This is a genomic window from Streptomyces sp. NRRL F-5630 (assembly GCF_000719475.1).
Taxonomy (GTDB): Bacteria; Actinomycetota; Actinomycetes; order Streptomycetales; family Streptomycetaceae; genus Streptomyces.
The window spans coordinates 1-24,105 of the sequence record NZ_JOGO01000081.1; the positions used below are offsets into that span (position 1 = coordinate 1).

Below are 24,105 nucleotides of genomic sequence, written 5' to 3' on the forward strand. Positions count from 1 at the left end.
CCCGCACCCTCACCCCCCACCGCCCCCCTCCGCTTCGCCGTCCTCGGCCCCGTACGGGCCTGGCGCGGTGAGGAGCAGCTCTCCACCGGGTCCCCGCAGCAGCGTGCCCTCCTCGCCGTGCTTCTGCTCCGCGCGGGCCGTACCGCGACGGCCCCCGAGCTGATCGACGCCGTGTGGGGCGAGGAGCCGCCGGCGCAGGCGCTCGCCGCGCTGCGGACGTACGCCTCCCGGCTGCGCAAGGCGTTCGGCGGGAGCGTGCTGCGCAGTGAGGCGGGCGGCTACGCGCTGCACCCCGACGCGCTCGGTGCCGACGCGCTCGACCTCAGCCGTGCCGAGGAACTCGTCGCCGCCGCCGAGGCCGCCCGGGAGGACGGGGACCTGTGCCGGGCGCGGGCCCTGAGCGACGAGGCCCTCGCGCTGTGGGAGGGCGAGCCGCTCGCCCAGGTGCCGGGGCCGCACGCCGCCAACCAGCGGGCCAGGCTCGCCGAGTGGCGGCTCCAGGTCCTGGAGTCCCGCTTCGCGATGGACCTGGAGCAGGGCTGCCACGCCGAGGCGGTCTCCGAGCTGACCGCGCTCACCACGGCCCACCCGCTGCGCGAGCGCCCGCGCGAACTGCTCATGCTCGCCCTCTACCGCTCCGGCCGCCAGGCCGAGGCCCTCGCCGTCTACACCGACACCCGGCGCCTGCTCGCCGAGGAGCTGGGCGTCGATCCGGGGCCCGCGCTCGCCCGCCTCCAGCAGCGCGTCCTCGCGGGCGACGAGGAGCTGGCGCGTTCCCCGCAGCCCGCCCCGCGCGGCGGCCCGCCCCCGCTCAAGCCCGCGCAGCTCCCCGCCTCCGTAGCGGACTTCACGGGCCGCGAGAGCCTCGTCAAGGAGCTGAGCGACACCCTCGCGGGCGCGGGCTCGCAGGTCATGGCGGTCTCCGCCGTCGCGGGCATCGGCGGGGTCGGCAAGACCACGCTCGCCGTGCACGTGGCGCACGGCTCCCGCGCCGCCTTCCCCGACGGTCAGCTCTACGCCGACCTCCAGGGTGCCGGGGCGCACCCCGTCGACCCGGAGACCGTGCTCGGCGGCTTCCTGCGCGCGCTCGGCGTGCGCGACACCGCGCTGCCCGCCTCGCTCGACGAACGCGCCGCGCTCTACCGCTCCGCGCTCGACGGCCGTCGCGTCCTCATCCTGCTCGACAACGCCAAGGACCCGGCGCAGATCCGCCCGCTGCTGCCCGGCACGGAGGGCTGCGCGACGCTCGTGACGAGCCGCCAGCGCATGGTCGGCCTCGCCGGGGCGCACCTCGTGGACCTCGACGTCATGGCTCCCGAGGAGGCCCTCACGCTCTTCACGCGCATCGTCGGCGCCGAGCGCGTGCACGCCGAGCGCGAGGCGGCGCTCGACGTCGTCGCCTCCTGCGGCTTCCTGCCGCTCGCGATCCGCGTCGCCGCGTCCCGGCTCGCCGCGCGCCGCACCTGGACCGTCTCCGTGCTCGCCGCGAAGCTCGCCGACGAGCGGCGCAGGCTCGACGAGTTGCAGGCCGGGGACCTCGCCGTCGCCGCGACCTTCGAACTCGGCTACGGGCAGCTCGAAGCGGACCAGGCGCGCGCGTTCCGGCTGCTCGGGCTCGTCGAGGGCCCGGACATCTCCCTCGCGGCCGCCGCCGCGCTGCTCGGCATGGAGCGGTACGAGGCCGAGGACCTCCTCGAATCCCTCGTCGACACCTCATTCCTCGAATCGGCCGCGCCGGGCCGCTACCGCTACCACGACCTCGTGCGGCTCTACGCCCGGTCCTGCGCCGAGCGCGACGAGCAGCCCGCCTCGGTGCGCGCCGACGCGCTCGGGCGGCTCCTCGACTTCTACCTCGCGACGGCGGCCCGCGTGTACGCACTGGAACGGCCCGGGGACCGGCTCGTCGACCACCTCGCCACGACCCGCTACCCGGGCCTGGAGCTGACGGCGCCCGAGGAGGCGCAGGACTGGCTGTACGCGGAGGCGCAGAGCCTGCTCGCGACGGCCCGCCGCGCCGCCGAGCGGCCCGAGTCGCTGCCCGCCGCCGTGGACCTGCTGTGGGTCGCGAAGGACCTGAGCGAGTCGGGGGCGAACACACGGCAGTACCGCGAGACCGTGCGGGCGGCGCTCGCGCGGGCCGAGGAGAGCGGCGCGGGCCCGGTGGCCAACCGGGCGCTGCTCGTCCTCACGGACGCCGAGCACGCGGCGGGCCGGCTCGGCGGGGTGCGGGAGAGCGCGGAGCGCATCCTCGCGCGCGCGGGCGAGGAGCCGGACGCGCTCGTGGTGGCGTGGGCGCACAACATCCTCGGCGTGGGTGCCCTCTACCGCGAGGAGTACGAGGTCGGTGAGCACCATCTCGCCTCGGCCGTCGAGCACTTCCGCGCGCTCGGCGACCAGGCGGGTGAGGCGGCGGCCCAGTGCAACCTCTCCCGCGTCCATCTCGCGACGGGGCGACTGGACAGTGCCATCGCGCTCGCCGAGTGCGGCACCGCGCTCTACGAGGCGGCGGGCAACGCGCTGCGCGGGGCCAACGGGCGGTACGCGCTCGGGCTCGCGCTCACGGAGGCGGGCCGCACCGCCGAGGCCGCCGAACGGCTCGGCGAGGCGCTCGGGGTCTTCCGCGCCAACCGGCAGCGGCTGTGGGAGGGCATGACGCTGTGCCGCCTCGCCGAGGCGCGGCTCGCGGAGCCCGACGCGGCGGTGCGGGCGGCGGCGGACGCGGAGAACGCGCTGACCGTGCTCGGGGGCATCGGCGGCGAGTGGCGGCGCGCGCAGATCCTCACCGTGCTCGGCCGCGCGCTCGCCAGGACGGGGCAGGCCGGTCGCGCGCGGGTGTGCTGGAGCGACGCCGAGCGGATCTACGAGGAGCAGTCCGCCGGTGCCGAGGCGGCGAGGGTGCGGGCGCTGCGGGAGGCACTGCCGGTCGGCTGAGCGGGCCGCGAGACCTGGGGCCGCGAGAGACCGGACGGAGCACCGCCGCGTCGGGTGCCGCGGCGGGCCTCCCGCAGGGCCTCCGGGGCCGCCCCGCGGCGTTCATCGTTCGTTTATCGCCTCCCGTCATGCTGAGGCCAACCGTTCCGTCGCGTCGGGGGGCAGACGGCACGGGGACCGGGCCGCGTTCACCGTGAGAGGGTGAGCCACCCGGTATCGACCGCCCGGCCACCGACGGGGGGAGTGGCCGGGCGGACCCCGCCCACGGGCGCGGACCGCACCGACGTCCCCCACGAAGAGGGAGAGCACACGAGATGGCCGACACGCAGCAGCCCGAGAACGTCGTCCAGCCCAACGGGGACGTGCACGCGACCGGCAGCCCGGCGAACCCGGACGGCGACGTCCACGCCACCGGCGGCACCGTGGACGGCACCGAGGTCGAGACCAAGGACGTGCACGCGACGAGCATCCCGCTCAAGCCGCTGAAGGACGTGCACGCGACGGGCGGCCCGGCCCGGCCGGACGACGTCCACGCCACCGGCGAGACCAAGTGACCGACTGACCTTGCCCGGTGCTCTCACGCCCACGAGGGCGCGGCACCGGGTACGGGGGCCCCTGACCGGGGGAACGCACGGGGGACGCGCACGGCGTACGGGGGACGTACGGGGGCGTGCGCGCGGGCGTTCCGCCGGAACGGGACGGCGAGGGCTGGGGGGCCGTCGCCGGGCCCGGGGGGAAGAAAAAGGGGGGAACGCACCGGCCGTGGCGGCCATCGGGGGAAGACCGCCGCGGCCGGTGCACTCGTCTGCCCACCCGCGACGCCGCCCCGCTCACCGCCCGCCCGCCAGGCCCTGCCGCACACCACAAGCCCGCCTTTCCGCCCCAATATCCTTGCTCTGTACGCCTGTTGACCGGAACCCGCGTCTGCCGCCCGTGGTCGGGGGTAGACGGGAGTCAGACACAGGACGGTCGACAGGGAGGCGTGCCATGGTCCGCGATGTCCTCGGGGGCGCACTCGCCGTGCTCGGCGCGGCCGGCGCCGTCGCGAGTCCCTTCCGCCCCTGGTACGCCGCGCGCCTCGGCCGCGAGTACCGGCTCTGCGATCTCTTCGCCTCCGGCGGGATCACCGCGGCGCACCCCAATCTGCTGTGGTCGCTCTTCCTGCCGTTCCTCCTCGCCGCCGCGCTGACCCTCCTCGGCCTCTTCGCGCGGCTGCGCACCGTGCTCGTGCTCGCGGGGGTGCTCGCGCTCGGCTCGGCGGTGCTGTGGGCGGTACGGGTCGCTCAGGCCAACGGCGACGCGCTCACCGTCGCCGCCGACGGCTCCGGGCTGCGGCCGGGCTTCGCGGGCGCGGCCGGGGGCGGTGTCCTCCTGCTGCTCGCCGCGGGGATCATGACGGGCCGGGTGCGCCGCGCTCCCGCGCCCGCTCCGGTGCCCGTACCGCCCCCGCCGCCGCCGGTCTTCGAGGACGGCCCCGCCGGGGACGGGCGCCCGCCCGCCTACGGCTCCCCGGGGACCGAGGGGACGTACGGGCCGAGCCGTCCGGGCCCGTACGCCAGCCCGGAGCCCGAGCCGACGACTCCCCTGCCGACGATCCGCCGCGAGGACCGGTGACCGGCCGCCGGGAGGGGCGGGTTCAGCCGCGGCCCTGCGCCGCCTGCGTCCCCGTCCCCTCCTTGGCGTCCAGCGCGTACACGCACCGGTCGCCACTGCACGCGTAGACGACGCCGCCGCGTACGACCGGGGAGCCGGTCACGGCGCCGCCGGTGAGGAGCTTCCAGCGCAGCTGGCCGCCCGAGGCGCTCAGCGTGTAGAGGCAGTTGTCCGCCGAACCGAAGTGCAGCAGATCGCCCGAGGCGACCGGCGCCCCGACGATGTCGCCCCCGGCCTGGAAGCGCCAGGCGGGGGTGCCGTGCACCGCGTTGAGGGTGTACATGCCGTTGCCGGAGGCCACGTGGACGAGGCCGCCCGCGACGAGCACCGGGTCGGCCGAGGAGCGGGCCTCGGTCGCGATGCGCCAGCGGTCGCGCCCGTCCTCGGCGTCGAGCGCCCACACCGCGCCGTGGTAGTCCGCGACGTACACGCCGCCGCCCGTGACGGCGGGCCCGGGCGCGAAGGCGGGCGGGCTGAGGAAGAGCGCGGGAGCCTCGAACTGCCAGCGCACCCGTCCTCCGTGCGCCTCGATCGCGAGGACGCGGGTGCCCGCGCACACGTACACGCTGCCGTCCGCCGCCGGGGTGACGCGCGGCGGGACGCCGCCGCAGGCGCTGACGTCGCCGACCGGGTACGACCAGCGCTCGGCGCCCGTGCGGGCGTCCACCGCGCGCAGCCTGGCGTCCTGCCACAGGTAGGCGGTGCCCTCGTGCAGGACGGGGGCGGCCTCGGTCGTCTCGAAGTCGGTCTGGAGGCCCCCGGCCTCCCACAGCCGTTCGCCGCTCGCCGCGTCCCAGCCGCGCACGGTGCCGCCCCGGCTCGCGGTGAGCACGGTGCCGCGTCCGGCGGCGAGTCCGTAGACCCAGCCGGGCGCCGACGCGCGCCAGATCTCGTCGCCCGTGCGCGCGTCGAGCGCGTGCACGCCGGGCCCGTCCGAGGCGTGGATACGGCCCTGGTCGACGGCCATGACGAGCGCGACGTCTCGGGTCTTGAAGCGGCGGCGGCCCGTCGCCACGTCGAGCGCGTGCACCTCGAAGGACGTCACGTACACGAGGTCGTCGGCGAGCACGGGCGTGCCCCACACGTCGTTCGACATGCGGAACCGCCAAGGCCGCCACGGCTGCCCGGAGCCGCCCGGGCGCTGCTCGGTGGCCGCCGTCGTGGGCGGGGCGGCGACCGGGGCGCGGCGGTTGGACTCGCGGGTCCATCGCGAGGCGAGCGCGAGGTGCCCCGCCTGCCGCTCCGCCTCGCCCGCCGCGCGCGCCTCGGCGACGCGCGGGCCCTCGCGGACCGGGACGCGCGCGCCGGGCAGCATGACCTCGGGCTCGGCGGCGTGCTTGCCGGGCTGGTGCGGGACGGCGGGCTCGACGGCGGGCCGGGGCGGCACGGGCGGGCTCGGTGGCGGGGGCTTGGGCTGCGCGGGCTGGCGGGGGCCCATGCCCGTCCTGCTCTTGGACTCGATGAGCGCGACCGCGCGCGGCGGCAGCCACGCGGAGGCGGTGCCGCTGTCGTCGGCGCCGGCGGCGAAGAGGTGCGGCGACAGGGACGCCTGGAGGTCGGCGGGGCTCGGGCGCATCGCCGCCTCCATGCCCATGCACGACTCGATGAGCGGCTGGAGCTCCTCCGGCATCCCCTCCGTGTCCGGGCCCTCGCGCAGCAGCATGAAGACGGTCTCGACGGGGTTGGCGCCGTGGAAGGGCGCGTGGCCGGTCGCGGCGAAGACCAGCGTGGAGCCGAGCGAGAAGATGTCGCTCGCGCCCGTGACGCTGCGGGAGTCCTTCGCCTGCTCGGGGGACATGTAGGCGGGGGTGCCGACGGCGACGTTCGTCATCGTCAGGCGGGTGTTGGAGACGCCGGAGGCGATGCCGAAGTCGATGACGCGGGGGCCGTCGTGCATGACGAGGACGTTCGACGGCTTCAGGTCGCGGTGCACGAGCCCGGCGCCGTGGATCGACTCCAGGGCCTCGGCGACGCCCGCGGCGAGCCAGCGCACCGCGTTCGCGGGCAGCGGCCCGCACTCGTTGACGATCTCCTCCAGCGAGGGCGCGGGGACGTAGGCGGTCGCGAGCCAGGGCACGGCGGCACGGGGATCGGCGTCGACGACGGCGGCCGTGTAGAAGCCCGAGACGGCGCGGGCGGCCTCGACCTCGCGCGTGAACCGCACGCGGAAGAGCTGGTCCTGCGCGAGTTCGGCCCGCACCGTCTTGATCGCGACCCGCCGCCCCGAGGCGGACCGTGCCATGTACACGAGGCCCATGCCGCCCGCGCCGAGCCTTCCGAGGACCTCGAACTGCCCGATGCGTCGCGGATCGTGCTGTGTGAGCTGGTCCATCTCTTCCTCAGCCGCCTCCCCGTCCGGGACCACGAGCGCGGCACCTGCGCAGCGCCCGCCCCGGTGCACCGCCACACGGTGCCCCCTGATTGTTGCCTCCGAAACCCGCCCTGGCGAACCGGGGTGGCGTCCCGGAGTGTCCCGGGCGGGGCGTACCGCCGGTACGGGCTACCGCGCCACCACCCCGAACACCGCCCCCTGGTCGTCCGCGAGCTCGGCGAACGTCCCGTACGGCGTCGCGCGCGGCCCGTCCCGCAGCCTGCCCCCGAGCCGGAGTACCGCGCGCACCGTCTCCTCGCAGTCCTCCGCCCGGAACTGCACGAGCACGTGCGCGGGCAGTTCCGGGGGCACCTCGCCCGCTTCCAGCACCGCGCGCCCGAGGACCGCCGTGTCGATTCCGGGCTCGGAGCCCTCGGGGGACCACAGCCGCTCGCCGCTCGCGCCCGGCACGTCGTACCCCGTGTACCGGAAGACGTGCTCGTAGAAGGGGTCGACGCGGGCGCTCTCGCGCGTCCGCACCTCGCTCCACGCGTACGCGCCCGGCGCGGTCAGCTCCCTGAAGCCCTTGTCCGTGCCGGGCTGCCAGAGTCCGAACACGGCGCCGTCCGGGTCGGCGACGAGCGCCCGTACGCCCCGCTCCCCCACCGCGTCGGGCCCGCCGGCCCCGGTGCCGCCCGCCGCGACGGCGCGGGCGAGGAGGCGGCCCGCGTCGGGGGTGGCGAAGTGGACGGTCCAGGCGGTCGGCAGGCGGCCGTCCGGCTTGCGGTAGAGCCCCGCGACGGGGTGCGGGCCCACGTACGCGTACGACTCGCCCGCCCCCGGCGGCTCGCGGAACCTCCAGCCGAACAGGGCCCCGTAGAAGCGGCGCCCCGCGGCCGCGTCCGGCAGCGCGCAGTCCGCCCAGCAGGGCACGCCCTCGGCGAAATCCGCCATCCCGACCACCTCCCGGCACACGTCACCCTCACGCTATTCGCCTTTTCCGATTCCCGCATCCCGGACCGGAGAACCCGATTGGAGGACGCCGCGAAAACCCCTGTCGACGGGCTCCCCTAATTCCCGCACCAAGATCACCGGAAATCGCCTCACTGCCCCTTCCCCCCTTATCCGCAAGGGAATTGAAAGAGCGCAAGGCGCGCATTCCGGGGCCCGCTCCCCATTTGCAGTCGGCCGAATAGCGCGACACGCCGGTCTCGGTAAGCTGACGGTATGACAGCAAACGTACGCACCGTCGACGGCCGCGTGGCCGGAGAGCGCGGGCAGGCGACGCGTCAGAAGCTGCTCGACTGCCTCAGCGAGATGCTCGGCTCATCGCCCTACCGCGATGTGAAGGTCATCGATGTGGCCCGCAAGGCGGGCACCTCTCCCGCCACCTTCTACCAGTACTTTCCCGACGTGGAAGGCGCTGTCCTGGAACTCGCCGACGAATTGGCGAGCGAGAGTTCCGGGCTTTCGGATTCCCTGGACGGCCGCAGCTGGACAGGAAAGACGGGCTGGCAGACCGCACAGGAGCTCGTGGACGCGTTCATGGACCTGTGGCGCAAGAACGAGGCGCTGCTGCGGGTCGTCGATCTCGGCGCGGCCGAGGGCGACAAGCGGTTCGGCAAACTGCGCGTGAAGATCCTCGGTTCCGCGCATTCCTCGCTCACGGCGGCGATCAAGGACCTCCAGTCGAAGGGCCGCGTCGACAAGGACGTGAGTCCGGCGGCGACGGCGGGCGCCCTCGTCACGATGCTCGCGGGCGTCGCCTCGCACCAGAAGGGCCTCAGCTCCTGGGGCGCCAAGCAGGCCGAGATCCGGCCCGCGCTCTCTCAACTCGTCTACCTCGGCGTCACGGGCCGCAAGCCCACCCGCTGACCACCGCACGGGGCGCTTCGCCCGGCCGGGCCGCTCGGACGGCCACCCTGACCGGCCGCGCGAGCCCGTCCCGGAGCCGGGACACGGCGGAGCGGGGTCTCCCGCACCCGCGCCGCTCCCACCGTTCCCCGTGCCGCACAATCGTCGTCATGTCCGCCAGCGCACACGACGACGCCGTCGACCCAGGACCCGAGGCCTTCCGCGCCCTGCTCCACGAGCAGCGCGTCTGGGACCCCCGCCGCACCACGCTCCCCGCGCTCGACCCGGACCGTGTCCCCGGGCGCCCGCTGCCGCTCTTCCGCCAGTGGTTCGCTGAGGCGGCCGACGCGGGCCAGCCCGAGCCGCACGCGGTCCCCCTCGCGACGGCCGGGGCGGACGGTACCCCCGACGTCAGGATCGTCGTGCTGCACGGCGCCGAGGACCCCGGGGGCTTCTCCTTCGCGACGCACGCCGACAGCCGCAAGGGCCGCCAGCTCGGCGCCCGCCCGTACGCGGCGCTGTGCTTCTACTGGCCCGTGCTGGGCCGCCAGGTCCGGGTCCGGGGCCCGGTCGCCCCCGCCCCGCACGCGGAGGCGCTCGCGGACCTCCACGCCCACTCCCCCGGCGCCCTCGCCGCCGCCCTCACCGGCCGCCAGAGCGAACCCCTCGACTCGCCCGGCAGCCTCCGCACGGCGGCGGAGGCCGCCTGGACGCGCGCCCAGGAGGACCCGCGGGCGGACGCCCCGGACTGGACGCTCTACCACCTGGCCCCGGAGGAGATCGAGTTCTTCCAGGGCGAGCAGGCGAGGCGGCACGTGAGGGTGCGGTACACGCTCCACGCGGACGGGTGGGCTCGCGAACTGCTGTGGCCGTAGGGGGCGCGGCCGTGACCCGTTCGCAATCGCTTTCGCGGACTCACCGCCCCCAACGCCCGCCCCGGACACTACTCTCCGGTACATGCCCGAAGCCTCCACCGCCGCCGCGCACGCCCCCGTCTACGTCATCGGCGCGGGGCCCGGCGGGCTCGCGGTGGCGGCGGCGCTGCGCGGGCGCGGGGTGCCGGCCGTCGTGGTCGAGAAGGCCGACAAGGTCGGCAACTCCTGGCGCGGGCACTACGACCGGCTCCACCTCCACACCACACGCGCCTTCTCCTCGCTCCCCGGGCTGCGGATGCCGCGCCGCTTCGGGCGCTGGGTCGCCAGGGACGACGTCGTCGCGTACCTGGAGAAGTACGCCGAGTTCCACGAGCTGGACGTCCTGACGGGGGTCGCCGTCGAGCGTGTCGAGGCACTCCCCGAGGGCGGCGGCTGGCGGTTGCGGGCCGGGGGCGGGCGGGTGCTCGAAGGCCGCGCCGTCGTCGTCGCGACGGGCTTCAACCACACGCCCTACGTGCCGGAGTGGACCGGTATCGACTCCTTCGGGGGCGAGGTGCTGCACGCCGGTTCCTACCGCGCGCCGGAGCCCTTCCGGGGCAAGGACGTGCTCGTCGTCGGCGCCGGCAACACGGGCGCCGAGATCGCCGTCGACCTCGCCGAGGGCGGGGCCGCGCGCGTACGGCTCGCGGTGCGCACTCCCCCGTACATCCTGCGGCGTTCCACGCTCGGCTGGCCCGCGCAGCGCACCGGCATCCTGATCCGGCGGCTGCCGGTGAAGCTCGTCGACCTGCTCGCCGACCCGGTGTGCCGGCTCTCGGTGCCCGACCTCAGTGACAAGGGCCTGCCGCGGCCCCGTGGCGGGCTCCGCACCCGGGCCCGGCAGGGCGCGATACCCGTGCAGGACGTCGGGCTCGTCGACGCGGTGCGCGCCGGGTCGGTCGAACCGGTCGCCGCCGTCGAGGGGTTCGCGGACGGCGAGGTCGTGCTCGCGGACGGTTCACGCATACGGCCCGACGCGCTGATCGCCGCCACCGGCTACCGGCGCGGCCTCGAACCGCTCGTCGGCCACCTCGGCGTCCTGGACGCCGACGGGCGCCCCCGCGCGCACGGCGCGCGCACCGCGAAGCACGCGCCCGGTCTCTACTTCACCGGCTACACCAACCCGATCAGCGGGACGCTCCGCGAACTGGCCCTGGACGCCGAGCGCATCGCGACGAGGATCGCCAAGTCCCGCTAAGGCTTGCCCCCTTCCGGCCGGGCACGCCTTCCTCGGCGGCGCGCGTCACTCCCGCGCCGCCCGCAGCGCCAGGACCATCAGCGTGGCGCCCGCGCACAGGCCGCCCGACGCCAGCCACACCACGTCGTACGAGCCGAACGCGTCCCGCGCGACCCCGCCCAGCCACGCGACCAGCGCCGCCCCGAGCTGGTGCGCGGCGAGGACCCAGCCGAAGACGATCGCGCTGTCCTCGCCGTAGTGCTCCCGGCACAGCGCGACGGTCGGCGGGACCGTGGCCACCCAGTCGAGGCCGTAGAAGACGATGAAGAGCAGCATCGGGGGCTCGTCCCACGCGCGCAGCAGGAGCGGGAGGAAGAGCAGGGACAGTCCGCGCAGCGAGTAGTAGACCGCGAGCAGGCGGCGGGCCGGGAAGCGGTCGCTCAGCCAGCCGGAGGCCACCGTCCCGACGACGTCGAAGAGGCCGATCACCGCGAGCAGCGAGGCCGCGCCCGTCACCGGCATCCCGTGGTCGTGCGCGGCTGGCACGAAGTGCGTCTTGACGAGGCCGTTCGTCGAGGCCCCGCAGATCGCGAAGGACCCGGCGAGCAGCCAGAACGGGCCGGTGCGGGCGGCCCGTACGAGGACCGTCACCGCGCGCCGCGCCGCGCCCACGGCGGGCGGCGGCTTCGGTACGAACTCCCGGGCCCCGTACGGCGAGAGCCCCACGTCCGCCGGGTGGTCGCGCAGCAGCAGCCAGACGAGCGGGACGACGGCGGCGGCCGTGAGCGCCACCGTGACCGACGCCGGGCGCCAGCCGTGGTGCTCGATCATCCAGGAGAGGAAGGGGAGGAAGACGAGCTGGCCCGAGGCGCCCGCCGCCGTGAGGATGCCCGTGACGAGGCCGCGCCGGGCGACGAACCAGCGGTAGGTGACCGTCGCGGCGAAGGCCAGGGCCATCGAGCCGCTGCCGAGACCGACCAGCACGCCCCAGTACAGGACGAGTTGCCAGGAGGTCGTCATGGTCACGGTGAGCGCCGAGCCGCCCGCGATGACGAGCAGCGCGAGCGCCACGACCCTGCGGATGCCGAAGCGGTCCATGAGCGCGGCGGCGAACGGCGCGGTGAGCCCGTAGAGGGCGAGATTGACCGAGACGGCGAAGCCGATCGTGCCGCGCGACCACCCGAACTCGCCGTGCAGCGGGTCGATGAGCAGCCCGGGGACCGACATGAAGGCGGCGGCCCCGACGATCGTCACGAAGGTGACGGCGGCGACCCACCACGCCCGGTGCACCCGGGGGGACGGGCGCCCTGACCCGCGGGGCGGTTCGGGCGGCGCGAGGTCCTCTGTCTGCGTCATGCGGCCAGCATCGCGTGGGCGCGCGCCGGGAACCATTGGCCCGAGGGACACCCTTCGCTAGGATCGGGCCATGCGCAGCACGCCCGGCGCCCCTCGCCCGCACCGCGTCGTCGTCCTGGCACTCGACGGCGTCCTGCCCTTCGAACTCGGCATCCCGCAGCGGATCTTCGGCCGCGCGAAGGACGCGGGCGGCGCCCCGCTCTACGAGGTCGTGACGTGCTCCGTGCGGCCGCCGGGCGAGGTCCGCGCCGAGGCGGACTTCACGCTCCTGGTCGCCCACGGCCCCGAGGCCCTCGCGACCGCCGACACCGTGCTGATCCCCGCGAGCCACGAACTGGGACCGGTGTACGAGGAGGGCCGTCTCACCCCCGGGCTCAGCGCGGCGCTCGGCCTCGTACGCCCCGGCGCGCGCCTCATGTCGATCTGCACGGGCGGCTTCGTGCTCGCCGCCGCCGGGCTCCTCGACGGCCGCCCCGCCGCCATGCACTGGAGTTCGGCGGCGCGCTTCCAGCGCCTCTTCCCGCGCGTCGCCGTCGACGCGGACGTCCTCTTCGTCGACGACGGGGACGTGCTCACCTCGGCGGGCGTCGCGGCCGGGATCGACCTGTGCCTGCACGTCGTGCGGCGCGACCACGGCGCGGCCGTCGCCGCCGCCGTCGCCCGGCACACCGTCGTTCCGCCCTACCGCGAGGGCGGGCAGGCGCAGTTCATCGAACGGCCGGTGCCCGCCGCGCGCGGCGATTCGACGGCACCGGCCCGCGCCTGGGCCCTGGAGCGGCTGCACGAACCGCTGCCGCTGCACCGGCTCGCGGCCGGGGTCGCGATGTCGGTGCGCACCTTCACGCGCCGTTTCCGCGAGGAGACCGGCGAGAGCCCCGGCGCGTGGCTGACCCGGCAGCGCGTCGAGCAGGCCCGCTACCTCCTGGAGACGACCGCGCTGCCGATGGAACGGGTCGCCGCCTCCTGCGGGTTCGGGAGCGCGCAGTCCCTGCGGCAGCACCTGCGCGCCACGCTCGGCGTCACCCCGACCGCGTACCGCCGCACCTTCCGGGGCGGCGGCGCGGGCGGCGGCGGTACGGGCGGCGGCGGGTCGGTCACCGGCGGCGCGGGCGGCGGCCCGGCCGGGGGCGCTCAGGCCGAGGAGCGTCCACAGCCCGCGGACAGGGCGCGGGCCGCGAGCAGGCAGGCGGCGGGGGCCTGACGGTCCACCTCGCACCAGATGCTCTTCCCGGCCCGCGCCGGGCTCCAGCCCCAGCGGTCCGCGAGGCACTCGACGAGTTCCAGGCCGCGCCCGTTGGTGTCCGCCTCGGCGGCGTGCCGCGGCCGCGGGGCGCGCGGCGACTCGTCGCAGACCTCGACCCGTACCGTGCTGACCGCGGGCCGCGGGACGTCCGGCAGGCACATGCGCAGCAGCGCCGGGCGGCCCGTGTGGACGACGGCGTTCGTGACGAGTTCGGAGACGAGCAGGAGAAGGGTCTCGGCGACCGGCTCGTCCGCCCCTATGCCCGAACCGGCGAGCCGGGAGCGCACCCATCTGCGGGCACGGCCCACCTCGGCGGGATCGGGACCGATTTCGAGCTGCACCTCAAGCACCTGCACCGCTCACACCATCCGAACCGGCGGGCGCGGGGTCCGCCGCCGCTGGGCACTGTGGATCACCGACCGTGATCCCGGGGAGAGACAGCATGATTGACGTTCCGTCACCCCAACAAGCGCTTCGGGCATATTCCCGCGCGAAGGAGTACGTCTAAGGCATACTGTGCGACGCGCGGCGCGGGGAGTCGAACAGGGCGCCGCGCCGGTCCGCCCTGCTCGGCCCACCAGGGGCCCCCGTACCACTCGCATTGCACCGAAGGTACCGGAGCGGGCACCCGAAGCCACTCCGCGACGACACAGCGTGAGCACGCCCGCTCCATCCCCGCAGGACACGGCCCCGAAGCGCGCAGGTGTTCACCAGGTGACGGGCGCGTGGCGCGCCGGGCCGCCGGAGGGAGGCCCGGGGCAGGCGCGGGGACCGGGCCGGCTCACGCCGTGAGCGGGCTCACGTCCTCCAGGAGCGCCGCCCGGACGTCCGGGTACACCTCGAAGAGCCGCCGCACGCCCAGCGCCGCGAGCACCCGGTTCACGTGCGACCCGTCCTCGGCCCCCCGCGCCGGCAGCACGATCCGCAGGCGGCCGTGGCAGGACCGCATGAGCCGCCGCGCGGCGATGAGCACGCCGACCCCGCTCGAATCGCAGAAGTGGACCTCGGAGAGATCCAGCACGACGCTGTGGCGCCCGCGCGCCACCGCGTCGTGCACCCGCTGCCGCACGGACGGCGAGGAGACGAGATCCATCTCTCCCGCGACGCGCAGCACGGCCCAGCCGTCCCGCTCCTCGTCGGTGACCTGGAATTCCACGTCCTACGCCTTCCGCTCGACTTCCGCCTCCGTATGCCGGAAGCTCCCGTTCCGCTTCTGCTCTTCGGTGAACCCGCCGCTACCCCGGGGACCTTCCCCGAAACCGACGTGTACGCGGTCACACCTCCACCGCGCACCCCCGCGCCCCGGCGCCCCCCGGGAAGGACGCAGGCGGCGGGGGCCTGGTTCACCGGACTTCCCCGCTTCTGTCGCGTGCGGGGGTGAACCGGGCAATTCGTCCGCCCTTTACCACCTCCAGGCTCGCAGAGGGCGCACATTGCCGTAAAGGAGCACGTGAAAGCAGGGGAGACCCTTACATTCGGGGCGCGGAAGGGGATGATGGGCTGAACAGCGGTGCGAAGCCGGTCCCCGGGGGTCGCACCCGGACAGCCAGGGGGTCTTCGGCCGATGGACGAAGCACGCCGCCGCGACGCGCGGCTGCGGCAGCGGCTCGAACGCGGGGAGGCGGCGGCGCTCGGCGAGCTGTACGACCGCTTCGCGCCGCTCGTGCACGGCCTCGCCCGCCGGGTGCTCGACGACGACCAGGCCGCCGCGCAGGTCACGCACGACGTCTTCGCCCGGCTCTGGGAGGAGCCCGGGCGGTACGAGCCCGCGCGCGAGCCGCTCCGCTCCCACCTCGCGGCGCTGGCGCGCGTCGAGGCCGTACGGCGCCTGCGGCAGTCCGAGACGGAGGCGCTGCTGGGCGCGGGGGCCGGTACGGAGGAGGGGCAGGCCCGCGCGGAGGCGGCCGAGATCCGCGTCCGCCGGGCCGCGGCCGCCGCTCGCGCGGACTACATCGCGCGCGCCATGCCGCGCCCGCTGCGCGAGGCGCTCGACCAGGCGTACGCGCACCGCAGGGACTACCGCCAGACCGCCGCCGACCTCGGCATCACCGCGGAGGAGGCCCGTCGCCGCCTCCGCCTGGGCCTCCAGCTCCTCTCCACCGCCCACGACCACCCGGTGCCCGGCACCGGGGAGCCCCCCGCGTGACCGGGCCGGGGAGGGCCGGGTGGGAGGAGGACGGGGAGGTGAGCGAGCGGCGCGCGGAAGGCCCCGCGTCCGGCGGGCCCGGCGTGCGGGACGGGGCGGGCGGGCAGGCGGAAGGTATGGGTGAGCACCGGGAAGGAGACGGCACCACGGGACCCTCGCCCGTCCCGCCCGCCTCCTCGGGGGACTCGGGGGCCGGTCCGCCGCCCGGGGACCACCGGTGGTTGCGGTCCCTGCTGGGGGCCTGGGCGCTCGCGGCGTGCTCGGCCGAGGAGGCCCTGGCCGTCGAGACGCATCTCGGGGTGTGCGGGCCCTGCGCGGACGAGGCGCTGCGGCTGCGCGACGCCGTGGGGCTCCTGCACCCGCAGGAACCGCTCGACCTCGACCCCTCGCTCCGTGCCCGGGTGCTCGCGCGCTGCCTGGAGCGGCGACCGGCGCGCGTCCCCGTACCGGCCTGGGCGGCGCCGTACGACACCGAGACGGCGCGCCTCGACGCCCTCCTCCAGAGCATCGGCGACGCCGACTGGCACGCGCCGGTGCGGCTGCGCTGGTGGACGCCCGAAGGCCCCGCCGTGCGCCGGACGACCGTCGCCGGGGTCATCGCGCACCTGCTCGCGGTCGACGGGCTCGTCGCCGCGGCGCTCGGCCTGCCCGAGCCGCTCGGCGCGCACGCCCCGGAGATGCCCCTGACGCCCGGGGAACGCACCGAGCGGTACCTCGCCGCCCTCGGTGCCCCGCCGACCCGCGCCGAGCACGCGCCGTGGCGCGAGCAGACGCACGCGCTCGTGCGGACGACCGGCTTCGCGGACGGCGAGGACACCGGCCCGGACGGCTTCCCCGTCCCGTACGGCGGCTTCTCGCTCCCGCTGCGCGACGCCCTGCTGGAGCGGGCCTTCGAGACGTGGATACACGCCCGGGACATCGCGAAGGCCGTGTCGTACCCGTACGAGCCCCCCGTCGGCCCGCATCTGCGGCTGCTCATCGACCTCGCGGCCCGCCTCGTCCCGCAGACCCTCGCGGCGTTCCCGCCGCAGGACGCGGAGCCCCTTCCCGCCGTGCGGCGCACGCTCCGCCTGGAGATAGAGGGACCCGGCCGCGGGGTCTGGCGGATCGGCGTCGACCCGAAGGCGGAGAGCGGGGAGGGCCCGTACGAGGACGTGGCCGAGGTCCGCCTCGACGGCGTCGAGTTCTGCGAGGTCGCCGCGGGGCGCCTGGCCCCGGAGGAGGCCGCGCTCGGGCAGGAGGGCGACCGGGCGACGATCCTGCGCGTGCTGCGGGCGACGGCGGCGTTGAGCAGGGTGTAGGACCGCGCGGCCGGGCGGAGCCGCTCGGAGCGAGGGCCGCTGGGGCGTCCGGGCCCCCGTCCGGGCGGGAGGGCGCTCCGGTCAGGCGAAGACGACCGTGCGACGGCCGTTGAGGAGGATGCGGTGCTCGGCGTGCCACTTGACGGCGCGCGCGAGTGCCTGGCACTCGACGTCGCGGCCCGTGGCGACGAGCTGGGCGGGGGTCGCCGCGTGCGTGACGCGTTCGACCTCCTGCTCGATGATCGGGCCCTCGTCGAGGTCGGCGGTCACGTAGTGCGCGGTCGCGCCGATGAGCTTCACGCCCCGGGCGTGCGCCTGGTGGTAGGGCTTGGCGCCCTTGAAGCTCGGCAGGAAGGAGTGGTGGATGTTGATGATCCGGCCGCTCAGCCTCTTGCAGAGGTCGTCCGAGAGGACCTGCATGTAGCGGGCGAGCACGACGAGTTCGACGTCCTCCTCGGCGACGAGGTCGAGGAAGCGCTGCTCCGCCTCGGCCTTGCCGTCCTTGGGGACGGGGATGTGGTGGAAGGGGACGCCGTAGCTCGCGGTCAGCTCGCGGAAGTCGGGGTGGTTGGAGACGACGGCGGCGATCTCGACGGGGAGCGCGCCGCTGCGGGAGCGGAAGAGCAGGTCGTTGAGGCAGTGGCCGAACTTGCTCACCAGGATCGCGACGCGCATCCGCTCCCCGGCCCGGTGGATCCGCCAGTCCATGTGGAACGGCTCGCCGACCGCGGCGAAGCTCGCGCGCAGCTTGTCCAGCCCGATCGGCTCGCCGTCCTGCCCGGACGCTCCCACCGAGAAGCCGACGCGCATGAAGAACAGGCCCGTGTCCGCGTCCCCGAACTGCTGGCTGTCCTCGATGTTCCCGCCGGTCATGAAGAGGAAGCTGGAGACGGCGTGCACGATCCCCTGCTTGTCCGGGCAGGACAGCGTCAGCACGTAACTGGAGATGGGCGCGGCGAGGGCGGCGGAGCCGACAACGGCTGCGGGCTGCTCAGTCATGCGGACCAGCGTTTCACACCGGAGGGGGATACGGCGCGGATGTCCGCGAGGCGGGACCGGGGCGGACGGCTGCCGGGCCACTCCCCCATGGGACCGGGCGCCCGCGCGCGGGGGCCGGGCGCGGATGACCGGTCGGCGGGGCGCCCGCGCGCGGGGCGCGGGCGGGTGGCGCGGGGCCGCCCGCCCGCTTCCTCAGGCCGTCCGCAGGAGCGTCCGCAGTTCGCCCAGCGTGCGCGGGGGCTGCTCGGGGTCGTCGCCGTCGGCGAGGGCGAGGCGGACGTGCGCCGCGCGGCAGGCGGCGAGGGCCTCGGGCCAGTCGGGGTGCTGGAGGTAGGCCGCGGCGGGGGCGTCGGGGCCGACCTGGTGCAGGATGCGGAGCACGCGCAGCACGGCGGCGTCGACGAGCGTCGTCTCCTCGCTGTCGCGGAAGACCGAGCCGAGGTAGCGCTCGGCGGGCCAGTTGTCGAGCCAGGTGTCCTCGACCAGCCGGTACACGGCGTCGGTCACGTCCCCGTACTCCTCGCGGCCCGCGAGCCAGTACTCCTGCTGGAACGCCGGGTCGGAGAGCATGTGCAGCGCGGAACGCACGGTGCTGCGCCAGCGCCACCACGGCATGTCGTTGAGTGGCATGTCCCCCATGGTGGAGGAGCGGCGGCTGCGGCGTGAAGGGTTCTCCGGGCTTTGCACGGTCAGTGATCGTACGTTCCGCCCGGAACACGCCGAACCGGTCCCCCGCTGTTCACCCGTCCGTCAGCGCCCGTTGACCGTGGGTAGCGCGCCGGTTGGCGCGCGGCGGCAAGGCTGCGGCCCCATGACCACCGGCCCGCTCCCGGCACCTACCCGCCCCGCGCCCGCCCGGCGCCCCGGGACCCGCTCCGCCCTGCGCGCCCCCTCGCGCGCCGCGCTCGCGGCGGCGCTCGGCGGGCTGCTCGCGAGCGGCTGCGGGCTGCTGCCCGGCGGCGGGGACGAGGACCGTCCCGTCACCGTCATGACGTGGGCGCCGCTGCGCACCACCGGGACGAACGCGCCCGGGATGACCGCGATGGCGCGCGCCTACGAGCGGTGGGTGAACTCCGCGGGCGGCATCGGCGGCCGGAAGCTGCGGGTCCTCGTGTGCGACGAGGGCAACGAGTCGGTCGCGGCGGCGGAGTGCGCCAGGCGCGCCGTGCGCGAGAAGGCCGTCGCCGTCGTCGGCTCGTACAGCGAGCAGGACGCGGCGGTCTTCTCGCCCATCTCGCTCGCGGGCATCCCCTACCTCGGCGGGTACGGCCTCACGCACGAGGAGTTCGTCAACCCGGACTCGTACCCGGTCAACGGCGGGCTGCCCGCCCTGGTCGCCGCCCAGGGCGCGCAACTCGCCCCGCACTGCGACCGCGTGGCGCTCGTCCGCCCGGAGGGCGTCCCGGGGGACGCGTGGCCGCAACTGCTGCGCGCGGGGCTGCGGGGCGCGGGCGGCAGGGGCGAGGTCGTCGACCTCCCCGTGGCCGCCGGTTCCAGCGACTACACCGCGCAGGCGGGGCAGGTGCTCGACCGGCTCGCCCCCGCCCCGGCGGGGCGCCGCTGCGTGAGCGTCGCGCTCGGCGACAGCACCGCGGCGTTCGTCGACTCCTTCCGCCGCCTGGCACCCGCCGGCGGTACGGGCACGGGGGCGGCGCCCGCCGTGCGGCTCGGCTCGGTGCTCGGCAGCGTGAGCCAGCGCCTCGTGGACCGGTCCGGGGGTGCCTCGGGCCCGTACGAGGGGGCGGCGGTGACGGGCTGGTACCCCCCGGCGTCCGACCCGCGCTGGGCGACGATGAAGAAGGTCATCGCGCGGCACGCCTTCGGTGACCAGACGATCGACCCGGCGGACGCGGGCGTGCAGACGACGTGGATCGCGTACACGGCGCTGCGCCGGATCGTGGCGTCCCTCGGCGAGGGCCCGGTGACCGCGCGGACCGTGCGCGGCGCGCTCGACACGGGCACGAAGGTCACGACGGGCGGCCTCACCCCCACCCTGAGCTGGGGCGACGACTACGCCCGCTCGGTCATCGGCTACCCCCGCGCGGCCAACACGCGCGTGACCCACCTGGAGGTCCGCGACGGCCGGCTGGTCGCGGCCGGGGGCACAGGAGACGGCCCGGGGGCGACGGGGGACGCGCGGAAGGCCCTGGAGAGCGAGCCGGTGGAGGGCGGGCAGGAGTGAAGGGGGCGTGAGGCGACGGGCAGGAGTGAAGGGGCCCGGGGGCGACGGGCAGGAGGCAGAGGGCGCGGCGGTAACGGGCGGAAGGAACGCGCGCGGAGGCGACCGGCAGGAGGTAAGGGGGGCGGTGCCTTCGGCCGCGCGGGGGCGGGCCCGCCTCCGCGCTCCCGCCGGCCCCTACAGCTGGCTCTTGTCCCGCTGCGTCAGCTCGTACTTCGCCGCGATCGCGTTCCACAGCTTCGAGGCCTGCTCCTTCGCGTTCGTCGCCTGACCGCTCGCGCGGTCGCCCGCGTGGCGCTGGTTCGTCGAGCGGGCGTGGCCGCCGGGGCAGCCGCCGTGCTTCGCGGTCTGGTCGGCCCAGGCCGCGTAGTGGTTGTCGGCCGTGGCGGAGGCGTGCCAGGCGCGGGTGAGGGCGGTCTTGAGCTGGTCGTGCTGCGGCAGCTTGTCGACCGGGAGCTGACCGAGCCGCTTGACGAGGTCGTCGCGCTGGTGGGCCGCGTCCCGCAGGTCCGCCGCCGCCTTGCCGAGGTCCTTGCAGGAGCCGATGTTGCCGACCGAACGGACCACGGCGTCACGGCTGTTGTTGGAGTCGCCGAGAAGCTTGTCGAGGCCGGCCGCCTGCTCCTTGACGGGGTCGGCGGAGGGCGAGGGCTTCGTGCTCTCTTCGTCGCCCTTCGCGCCGTCGCCGTCCCGCTGTCCGGTGGAGGCGGTCGCCGAGACCGGCGCGGGCTTCGCCTTGTCGTCGCTCCCGCCGCTCCCGGCGAGCGCGCCGACGCCGAGGCCGAGTGCCACGACACAGACGCCGCCTATCGCGATGAGCAACCCCTTGTTGCGGTTGCCGCCCCCGCGCGGAGGCTTCTCGTACCCGTTGTCGTAGCCGCCCGCGCCGGAGCCCTGGCCGCCGTAGCCGTTGCCGTACGCGGCGGGCGGCGGCGTCTGCCCGGGGGCGCCGCCCCGCTGCGGGTAGCCGTAGGCGGGGGGCGGGGGCGACTGCGGCTTGATCGCCGGCATCTGCGCCGTCGCGCCCTCGTCGTCGCTGCGGAAGAGGCTGTCGAACTCGGCGGGCGGCCGGCTGGGGGCTTCCTCGTACGGGGAGGGGGACGGGGCCGGGGAGGGGGCCGGAGCGGGCGGCTGGGCGGGCTGCCCCAGGTACTGCGGGCCGCCGCCCTGCACGGGGGCGATGTACTGCGTCGCCTGCGCGTCGGGATCCGCGGGGGCCGGGAAGGGGGGCTGCGGGGCGGCGTAGTACGGGTTGTCCTGCCGCGCCGGCTCGGGAGGCAGGGGGCCGCTCCCCGGGATGGGCGCGATGTACTGCGTGGCCTGGTTGTCGGCGCCGCCGGGCCCGATGGGCTGGATGAACTGCGTGGCCTCCGCGTCGCCCCCGCTCCGGGGACCGTGCGGGGACTCGAAGGGCGGCGGGTAGCCGTAGCCGCCCGCGGGGGCCGGGGTGTGCGGATAGCCGTAACCACCGGACTGCGCGGGGGACTGCGGGTACCCGTACTGGTCGTAGCCGGGCTGCGGTCCCCAGGGTGTGCCGTCGGCGGAGGTCCCCGAGGTGCCGGGATACGGGGCACCTCCGCCCTCGGACGGATGCGGCTGCCCGCCATGACCGCTCTGCGCCACCGGAACTCCTACGAATGGGGGACCCTGGGAATCGTCGGCTCACGCTACCCGGTCTCTCCGCACCCCGGCCACGCACGCACCCGGCCCCGTCCTTCACCGCAGGTCAGGGTGGGCACGGTGCGGGAACAGGGGAGGAACGGCGGGTGTCCGACGGACGGCGCGGCGCCGTCAACCGCCTGCCTTTCGGCCGTCAACAGCCCGGCAGGCAACGGGACACGGGCGACCGTGAGGCATCAACGGGCGGCCGGTCATGGGCAACGGCCCGGCCGGTATGACGAGCTGACGAGCTGACGAGCCACGTGTCCACGGAGCGCGGCCGGGGCGCCGACCGGGGCCGGTGGGGGTCACCGTGCGGTGGGCCGAGGGTCCGCTGCGTGGCCGCCGAAGCGGACCCCCAGTGGGGAGGACGGCGGGCCCCTGCGCAACGGAGCCACCGCCCTTCTCTCCGACCGGACGGCCGTCCTCCCGTCTCCGGGCGGACGGCCGCCACGCGCACGCTGGCGCGCGCATGCCGCCACGCGCACGCCGGTGCGCGCTGACGCCGGTGCGCGCTGACGCCGCGGCCCGTCCAGGCCGCTGCCTCCTCAGGCCGCCGCGCGCAGATCGAGGCGCGCCCCGAACTCCCGCACCACCGACTCCTCCCGGTAGGGATCGAGCCGCTGCCGGAAGTCCTCCAGGTACTCGGCGCCGCGGTCGGAGCGGAGCGAGGCGAGGAGTTCGGCGGCGTGCAGCGCGGTGCGGCAGCCCTCCTCGATCTCGCGCTGCTGGACCTGCGCCGTCGCGAGCAGCACGTAACCGATCGCCCGGCGTCGTGTGCGGCTCTCCGGGTGGCCCGCGAGAGCACGCGACGCCGCGCGCACCGCCTGCTCCGGCTCGCCCAGATCGCGGTAGCAGTGGGCGAGTTCATCGGCGAGATACGCCTCGTCGAAGTGCGCGATCCACTCCGGGTCGCTGTCCCTGTCCCGGTCGCAGCGCGCGAGTTCGCTCTCGGCGCGGTCGATCGCCTCGTGCGCCGCGCGCCGGTCGCCGAGCAGGGCGTGCCCGCGCGCCTCGGCGGCGTGGAACATCGAGCGGGCGCGGGGCGTGGACTGCCCCCGCGTGCCCTCCTGCGCGGCCCGCGCGAGTTGCGCGATCTCGCGCGGATTGCCGAGCTGGGCGGCGAGGTGGCTCATCGACGCGGCGAGCACGTACCCGCCGTAGGCCCGGTCCCCCGCGGCCTGCGCGAGCCGCAGCGCCTGGATGTAGTAGCGCTGCGCGAGCCCCGCCTGCCCGGTGTCGACGGCCATGTAGCCGGCGAGTTCGGTCAGCCGCGAGACCGCGGCGAACAACTCGCGCCCCACCGGCTCCCGGTAGGAACCCGCGAGCAGCCCGGAGACGACGCTGTTGAGGTAGTGCACGACCACGGGCCGCACGTGCCCGCTGCCGTAACTGTGGTCGAGCCGGTCGAGCGCCGTCGTCATGGCCCGGACCGCCGCGACGTCCGAGGCCCCGACCCGCGGGCCGCCACTCCGCGCGACCTGGCTGTCGGGCATCGAGATGAGCCAGTCCCTGCTGGGCTCGACGAGCGCGGACGAGGCGACCGAGGAGCCGGTCAGGAAGTCCCTGCGCCCCACGTCGCTGCGCCACAGCTCGCAGACCTGCTCGATCGCCCCCGGCACGGTCGGCGAGAACTGGAGGCCGACCCCGGAGGAGAGGTTCTTGCCGTTGGCCATGCCGATCTCGTCGATCGTCACCGTGCGCCCGAGCTTGCGCCCGAGGGCCTCGGCGATGACGGCGGGCGCGCGGCCCCTCGGCTGCTGGCCCCGCAGCCAACGGGCCACGGACGTCTTGTCGTACCGCAGATCGAGTCCGTGCTCGGCCCCGCAGAGATTGACCCGGCGGGCGAGACCGGCGTTGGAGCAGCCGGCCTCCTGGATGAGCGCCTGGAGCCGTTCGTTCGGCTGGCGTGCGACTAGCGGCCTCGCGGCCATGGTGTAACCCCCAATGAGTACGCCTGACCCGCCACCGGGCCGCGCCCGCGGGACGGCCCTCGGCCTCCTCCGTCACTCGCGAGCGCGCTCGCGCTCGGTTCACGGGGTCGGTCGTGCGGTCGTGGTCGCGGTCGCGGTCCCGGTCACGGAGCCGAAAGGCGTGGTCGTGGACTGGGTGCTGGACTGGCTTGCTGACCTGGGCCCGTCCCGGCGGGCGACCCGCTGGGGCGGGCGCCGGGCCGGTCCGGACCGTATGGCTGACCTGCTGAGCGGCGTGCGCTGCGCCACCTGGCTGATCACTGCCCTGCGGACAAAGCGAAGATGCGCCCCAAAGGGGACCTATCCGGTATTACTTCTCCCCTCCCGGCGTGTCGCGAGGATCGCCGGATCGGATCGCGCGGATCGCACTGGGCGGGGGTGGACGGAGTGGGGTGGAGCAGGACGGGGC

The 24,105-nt window shown here is 75.7% G+C and carries 19 protein-coding genes; 10 read left to right on the forward strand and 9 right to left on the reverse strand.

The genetic code is table 11. From position 1 onward, the window contains the following. From IF99_RS0126170 to IF99_RS0126180, 3 genes are all read left to right on the forward strand, one after another. Positions 1–2,931: AfsR/SARP family transcriptional regulator (locus IF99_RS0126170; protein WP_031000050.1), on the forward strand; the 2,931-nt coding region annotated here is incomplete at its 5' end. Positions 2,932–3,245: 314 nt separating this feature from the next. Next, positions 3,246–3,485 carry a hypothetical protein gene (locus tag IF99_RS0126175; protein ID WP_031000051.1) on the forward strand — a complete coding sequence of 80 codons (240 nt, stop codon included), beginning with the start codon at positions 3,246–3,248 and terminating at the stop codon, positions 3,483–3,485. Between the two features lie 433 nt (positions 3,486–3,918). After that, complete coding sequence (locus IF99_RS0126180) at positions 3,919–4,545, forward strand: hypothetical protein (protein WP_031000054.1); 627 nt, start codon at positions 3,919–3,921, stop codon at positions 4,543–4,545. A gap of 22 nt (positions 4,546–4,567) precedes the next feature. On the opposite strand, the gene IF99_RS0126185 is transcribed toward IF99_RS0126180, so the two are convergent. Then, a complete protein-coding gene (locus IF99_RS0126185) occupies positions 4,568–6,916 on the reverse strand; it encodes a PQQ-binding-like beta-propeller repeat protein (RefSeq protein WP_031000055.1) in 2,349 nt (782 codons plus the stop codon). A gap of 168 nt (positions 6,917–7,084) precedes the next feature. Beyond that, positions 7,085–7,849, reverse strand: coding sequence for a VOC family protein (locus IF99_RS0126190; RefSeq protein WP_031000057.1), 765 nt, complete (start codon positions 7,847–7,849; stop codon positions 7,085–7,087). 273 nt (positions 7,850–8,122) lie between these two features. On the opposite strand from IF99_RS0126190, the gene IF99_RS0126195 reads away from it, so the two are divergent. From IF99_RS0126195 to IF99_RS0126205, 3 genes are all read left to right on the forward strand, one after another. Further along, complete coding sequence (locus IF99_RS0126195) at positions 8,123–8,770, forward strand: TetR family transcriptional regulator (RefSeq protein WP_031000059.1); 648 nt, start codon at positions 8,123–8,125, stop codon at positions 8,768–8,770. A 149-nt stretch (positions 8,771–8,919) separates the two neighbouring features. After that, complete coding sequence (locus tag IF99_RS0126200; protein ID WP_031000061.1) at positions 8,920–9,624, forward strand: pyridoxine/pyridoxamine 5'-phosphate oxidase; 705 nt, start codon at positions 8,920–8,922, stop codon at positions 9,622–9,624. 82 nt (positions 9,625–9,706) lie between these two features. Next, positions 9,707–10,861 (forward strand): flavin-containing monooxygenase, encoded by a 1,155-nt coding sequence (locus IF99_RS0126205; RefSeq protein WP_031000063.1) that lies wholly within the window; start codon positions 9,707–9,709, stop codon positions 10,859–10,861. 45 nt (positions 10,862–10,906) lie between these two features. Here IF99_RS0126205 and IF99_RS0126210 read toward each other — a convergent pair whose 3' ends face one another. Continuing rightward, positions 10,907–12,196, reverse strand: coding sequence for an MFS transporter (locus IF99_RS0126210; protein WP_031000065.1), 1,290 nt, complete (start codon positions 12,194–12,196; stop codon positions 10,907–10,909). A 70-nt stretch (positions 12,197–12,266) separates the two neighbouring features. Here IF99_RS0126210 and IF99_RS0126215 point away from each other — a divergent pair, with 70 nt between their 5' ends. Further along, positions 12,267–13,397 carry a GlxA family transcriptional regulator gene (locus IF99_RS0126215; protein WP_037827634.1) on the forward strand — a complete coding sequence of 377 codons (1,131 nt, stop codon included), beginning with the start codon at positions 12,267–12,269 and terminating at the stop codon, positions 13,395–13,397. On the opposite strand, the gene IF99_RS0126220 is transcribed toward IF99_RS0126215, so the two are convergent. Next, the gene (locus tag IF99_RS0126220) at positions 13,328–13,795 is read right to left on the reverse strand and encodes an ATP-binding protein (RefSeq protein ID WP_031000069.1); all 468 of its coding nucleotides are present in this window, start codon (positions 13,793–13,795) and stop codon (positions 13,328–13,330) included. The two genes, IF99_RS0126215 and IF99_RS0126220, sit on opposite strands and share 70 nt — an antisense overlap. Positions 13,796–14,220: 425 nt before the next feature. Next, a complete protein-coding gene (locus tag IF99_RS0126225; protein ID WP_031000071.1) occupies positions 14,221–14,595 on the reverse strand; it encodes an STAS domain-containing protein in 375 nt (124 codons plus the stop codon). Positions 14,596–15,003: 408 nt separating this feature from the next. On the opposite strand from IF99_RS0126225, the gene IF99_RS0126230 reads away from it, so the two are divergent. Continuing rightward, on the forward strand, positions 15,004–15,585 hold the full coding sequence (locus tag IF99_RS0126230; RefSeq protein ID WP_031000073.1) for a sigma-70 family RNA polymerase sigma factor: 582 nt from the start codon (positions 15,004–15,006) through the stop codon (positions 15,583–15,585). 116 nt (positions 15,586–15,701) lie between these two features. Continuing rightward, positions 15,702–16,886, forward strand: a complete 1,185-nt coding sequence (locus IF99_RS0126235) for a DinB family protein (RefSeq protein ID WP_199806565.1) — start codon at positions 15,702–15,704, stop codon at positions 16,884–16,886. Positions 16,887–16,967: 81 nt separating this feature from the next. On the opposite strand, the gene purU is transcribed toward IF99_RS0126235, so the two are convergent. Both purU and IF99_RS0126245 read right to left on the reverse strand, forming a co-directional pair. Beyond that, the gene (purU, locus tag IF99_RS0126240; protein ID WP_031000077.1) at positions 16,968–17,885 is read right to left on the reverse strand and encodes a formyltetrahydrofolate deformylase; all 918 of its coding nucleotides are present in this window, start codon (positions 17,883–17,885) and stop codon (positions 16,968–16,970) included. Between the two features lie 192 nt (positions 17,886–18,077). Then, on the reverse strand, positions 18,078–18,578 hold the full coding sequence (locus tag IF99_RS0126245; RefSeq protein ID WP_078655287.1) for an SCO4402 family protein: 501 nt from the start codon (positions 18,576–18,578) through the stop codon (positions 18,078–18,080). A gap of 118 nt (positions 18,579–18,696) precedes the next feature. Between IF99_RS0126245 and IF99_RS0126250 the strand changes: the two genes are divergently transcribed. Then, entirely contained in the window at positions 18,697–20,067 is a 1,371-nt protein-coding gene (locus IF99_RS0126250; RefSeq protein ID WP_031000080.1) for an ABC transporter substrate-binding protein, read from the forward strand. Between the two features lie 174 nt (positions 20,068–20,241). Here IF99_RS0126250 and IF99_RS0126255 read toward each other — a convergent pair whose 3' ends face one another. Together IF99_RS0126255 and IF99_RS0126260 are read right to left on the reverse strand one after the other, a co-directional pair. Beyond that, positions 20,242–21,687: a hypothetical protein gene (locus tag IF99_RS0126255; RefSeq protein WP_031000082.1), complete on the reverse strand. Its 1,446-nt coding sequence runs from the start codon at positions 21,685–21,687 to the stop codon at positions 20,242–20,244. Positions 21,688–22,271: 584 nt separating this feature from the next. Continuing rightward, entirely contained in the window at positions 22,272–23,657 is a 1,386-nt protein-coding gene (locus IF99_RS0126260) for a hypothetical protein (protein ID WP_031000084.1), read from the reverse strand. Between the last annotated feature and the right edge of the window lie 448 nt (positions 23,658–24,105).

What these genes read in the sequence shown, in the direction of transcription:
- IF99_RS0126175 (WP_031000051.1), top strand. Translation starts at nt 3,246, where the DNA reads ATGGCCGACACGCAGCAGCCCGAGAACGTCGTCCAGCCCAACGGGGAC.
- IF99_RS0126180 (WP_031000054.1), top strand. Translation starts at nt 3,919, where the DNA reads ATGGTCCGCGATGTCCTCGGGGGCGCACTCGCCGTGCTCGGCGCGGCC.
- IF99_RS0126185 (WP_031000055.1), bottom strand. Translation starts at nt 6,916, where the DNA reads ATGGACCAGCTCACACAGCACGATCCGCGACGCATCGGGCAGTTCGAG.
- IF99_RS0126190 (WP_031000057.1), bottom strand. Translation starts at nt 7,849, where the DNA reads ATGGCGGATTTCGCCGAGGGCGTGCCCTGCTGGGCGGACTGCGCGCTG.
- IF99_RS0126195 (WP_031000059.1), top strand. Translation starts at nt 8,123, where the DNA reads ATGACAGCAAACGTACGCACCGTCGACGGCCGCGTGGCCGGAGAGCGC.
- IF99_RS0126200 (WP_031000061.1), top strand. Translation starts at nt 8,920, where the DNA reads ATGTCCGCCAGCGCACACGACGACGCCGTCGACCCAGGACCCGAGGCC.
- IF99_RS0126205 (WP_031000063.1), top strand. Translation starts at nt 9,707, where the DNA reads ATGCCCGAAGCCTCCACCGCCGCCGCGCACGCCCCCGTCTACGTCATC.
- IF99_RS0126210 (WP_031000065.1), bottom strand. Translation starts at nt 12,196, where the DNA reads ATGACGCAGACAGAGGACCTCGCGCCGCCCGAACCGCCCCGCGGGTCA.
- IF99_RS0126215 (WP_037827634.1), top strand. Translation starts at nt 12,267, where the DNA reads ATGCGCAGCACGCCCGGCGCCCCTCGCCCGCACCGCGTCGTCGTCCTG.
- IF99_RS0126230 (WP_031000073.1), top strand. Translation starts at nt 15,004, where the DNA reads ATGGACGAAGCACGCCGCCGCGACGCGCGGCTGCGGCAGCGGCTCGAA.
- IF99_RS0126235 (WP_199806565.1), top strand. Translation starts at nt 15,702, where the DNA reads ATGGGTGAGCACCGGGAAGGAGACGGCACCACGGGACCCTCGCCCGTC.
- purU (WP_031000077.1), bottom strand. Translation starts at nt 17,885, where the DNA reads ATGACTGAGCAGCCCGCAGCCGTTGTCGGCTCCGCCGCCCTCGCCGCG.
- IF99_RS0126250 (WP_031000080.1), top strand. Translation starts at nt 18,697, where the DNA reads ATGACCACCGGCCCGCTCCCGGCACCTACCCGCCCCGCGCCCGCCCGG.
- IF99_RS0126260 (WP_031000084.1), bottom strand. Translation starts at nt 23,657, where the DNA reads ATGGCCGCGAGGCCGCTAGTCGCACGCCAGCCGAACGAACGGCTCCAG.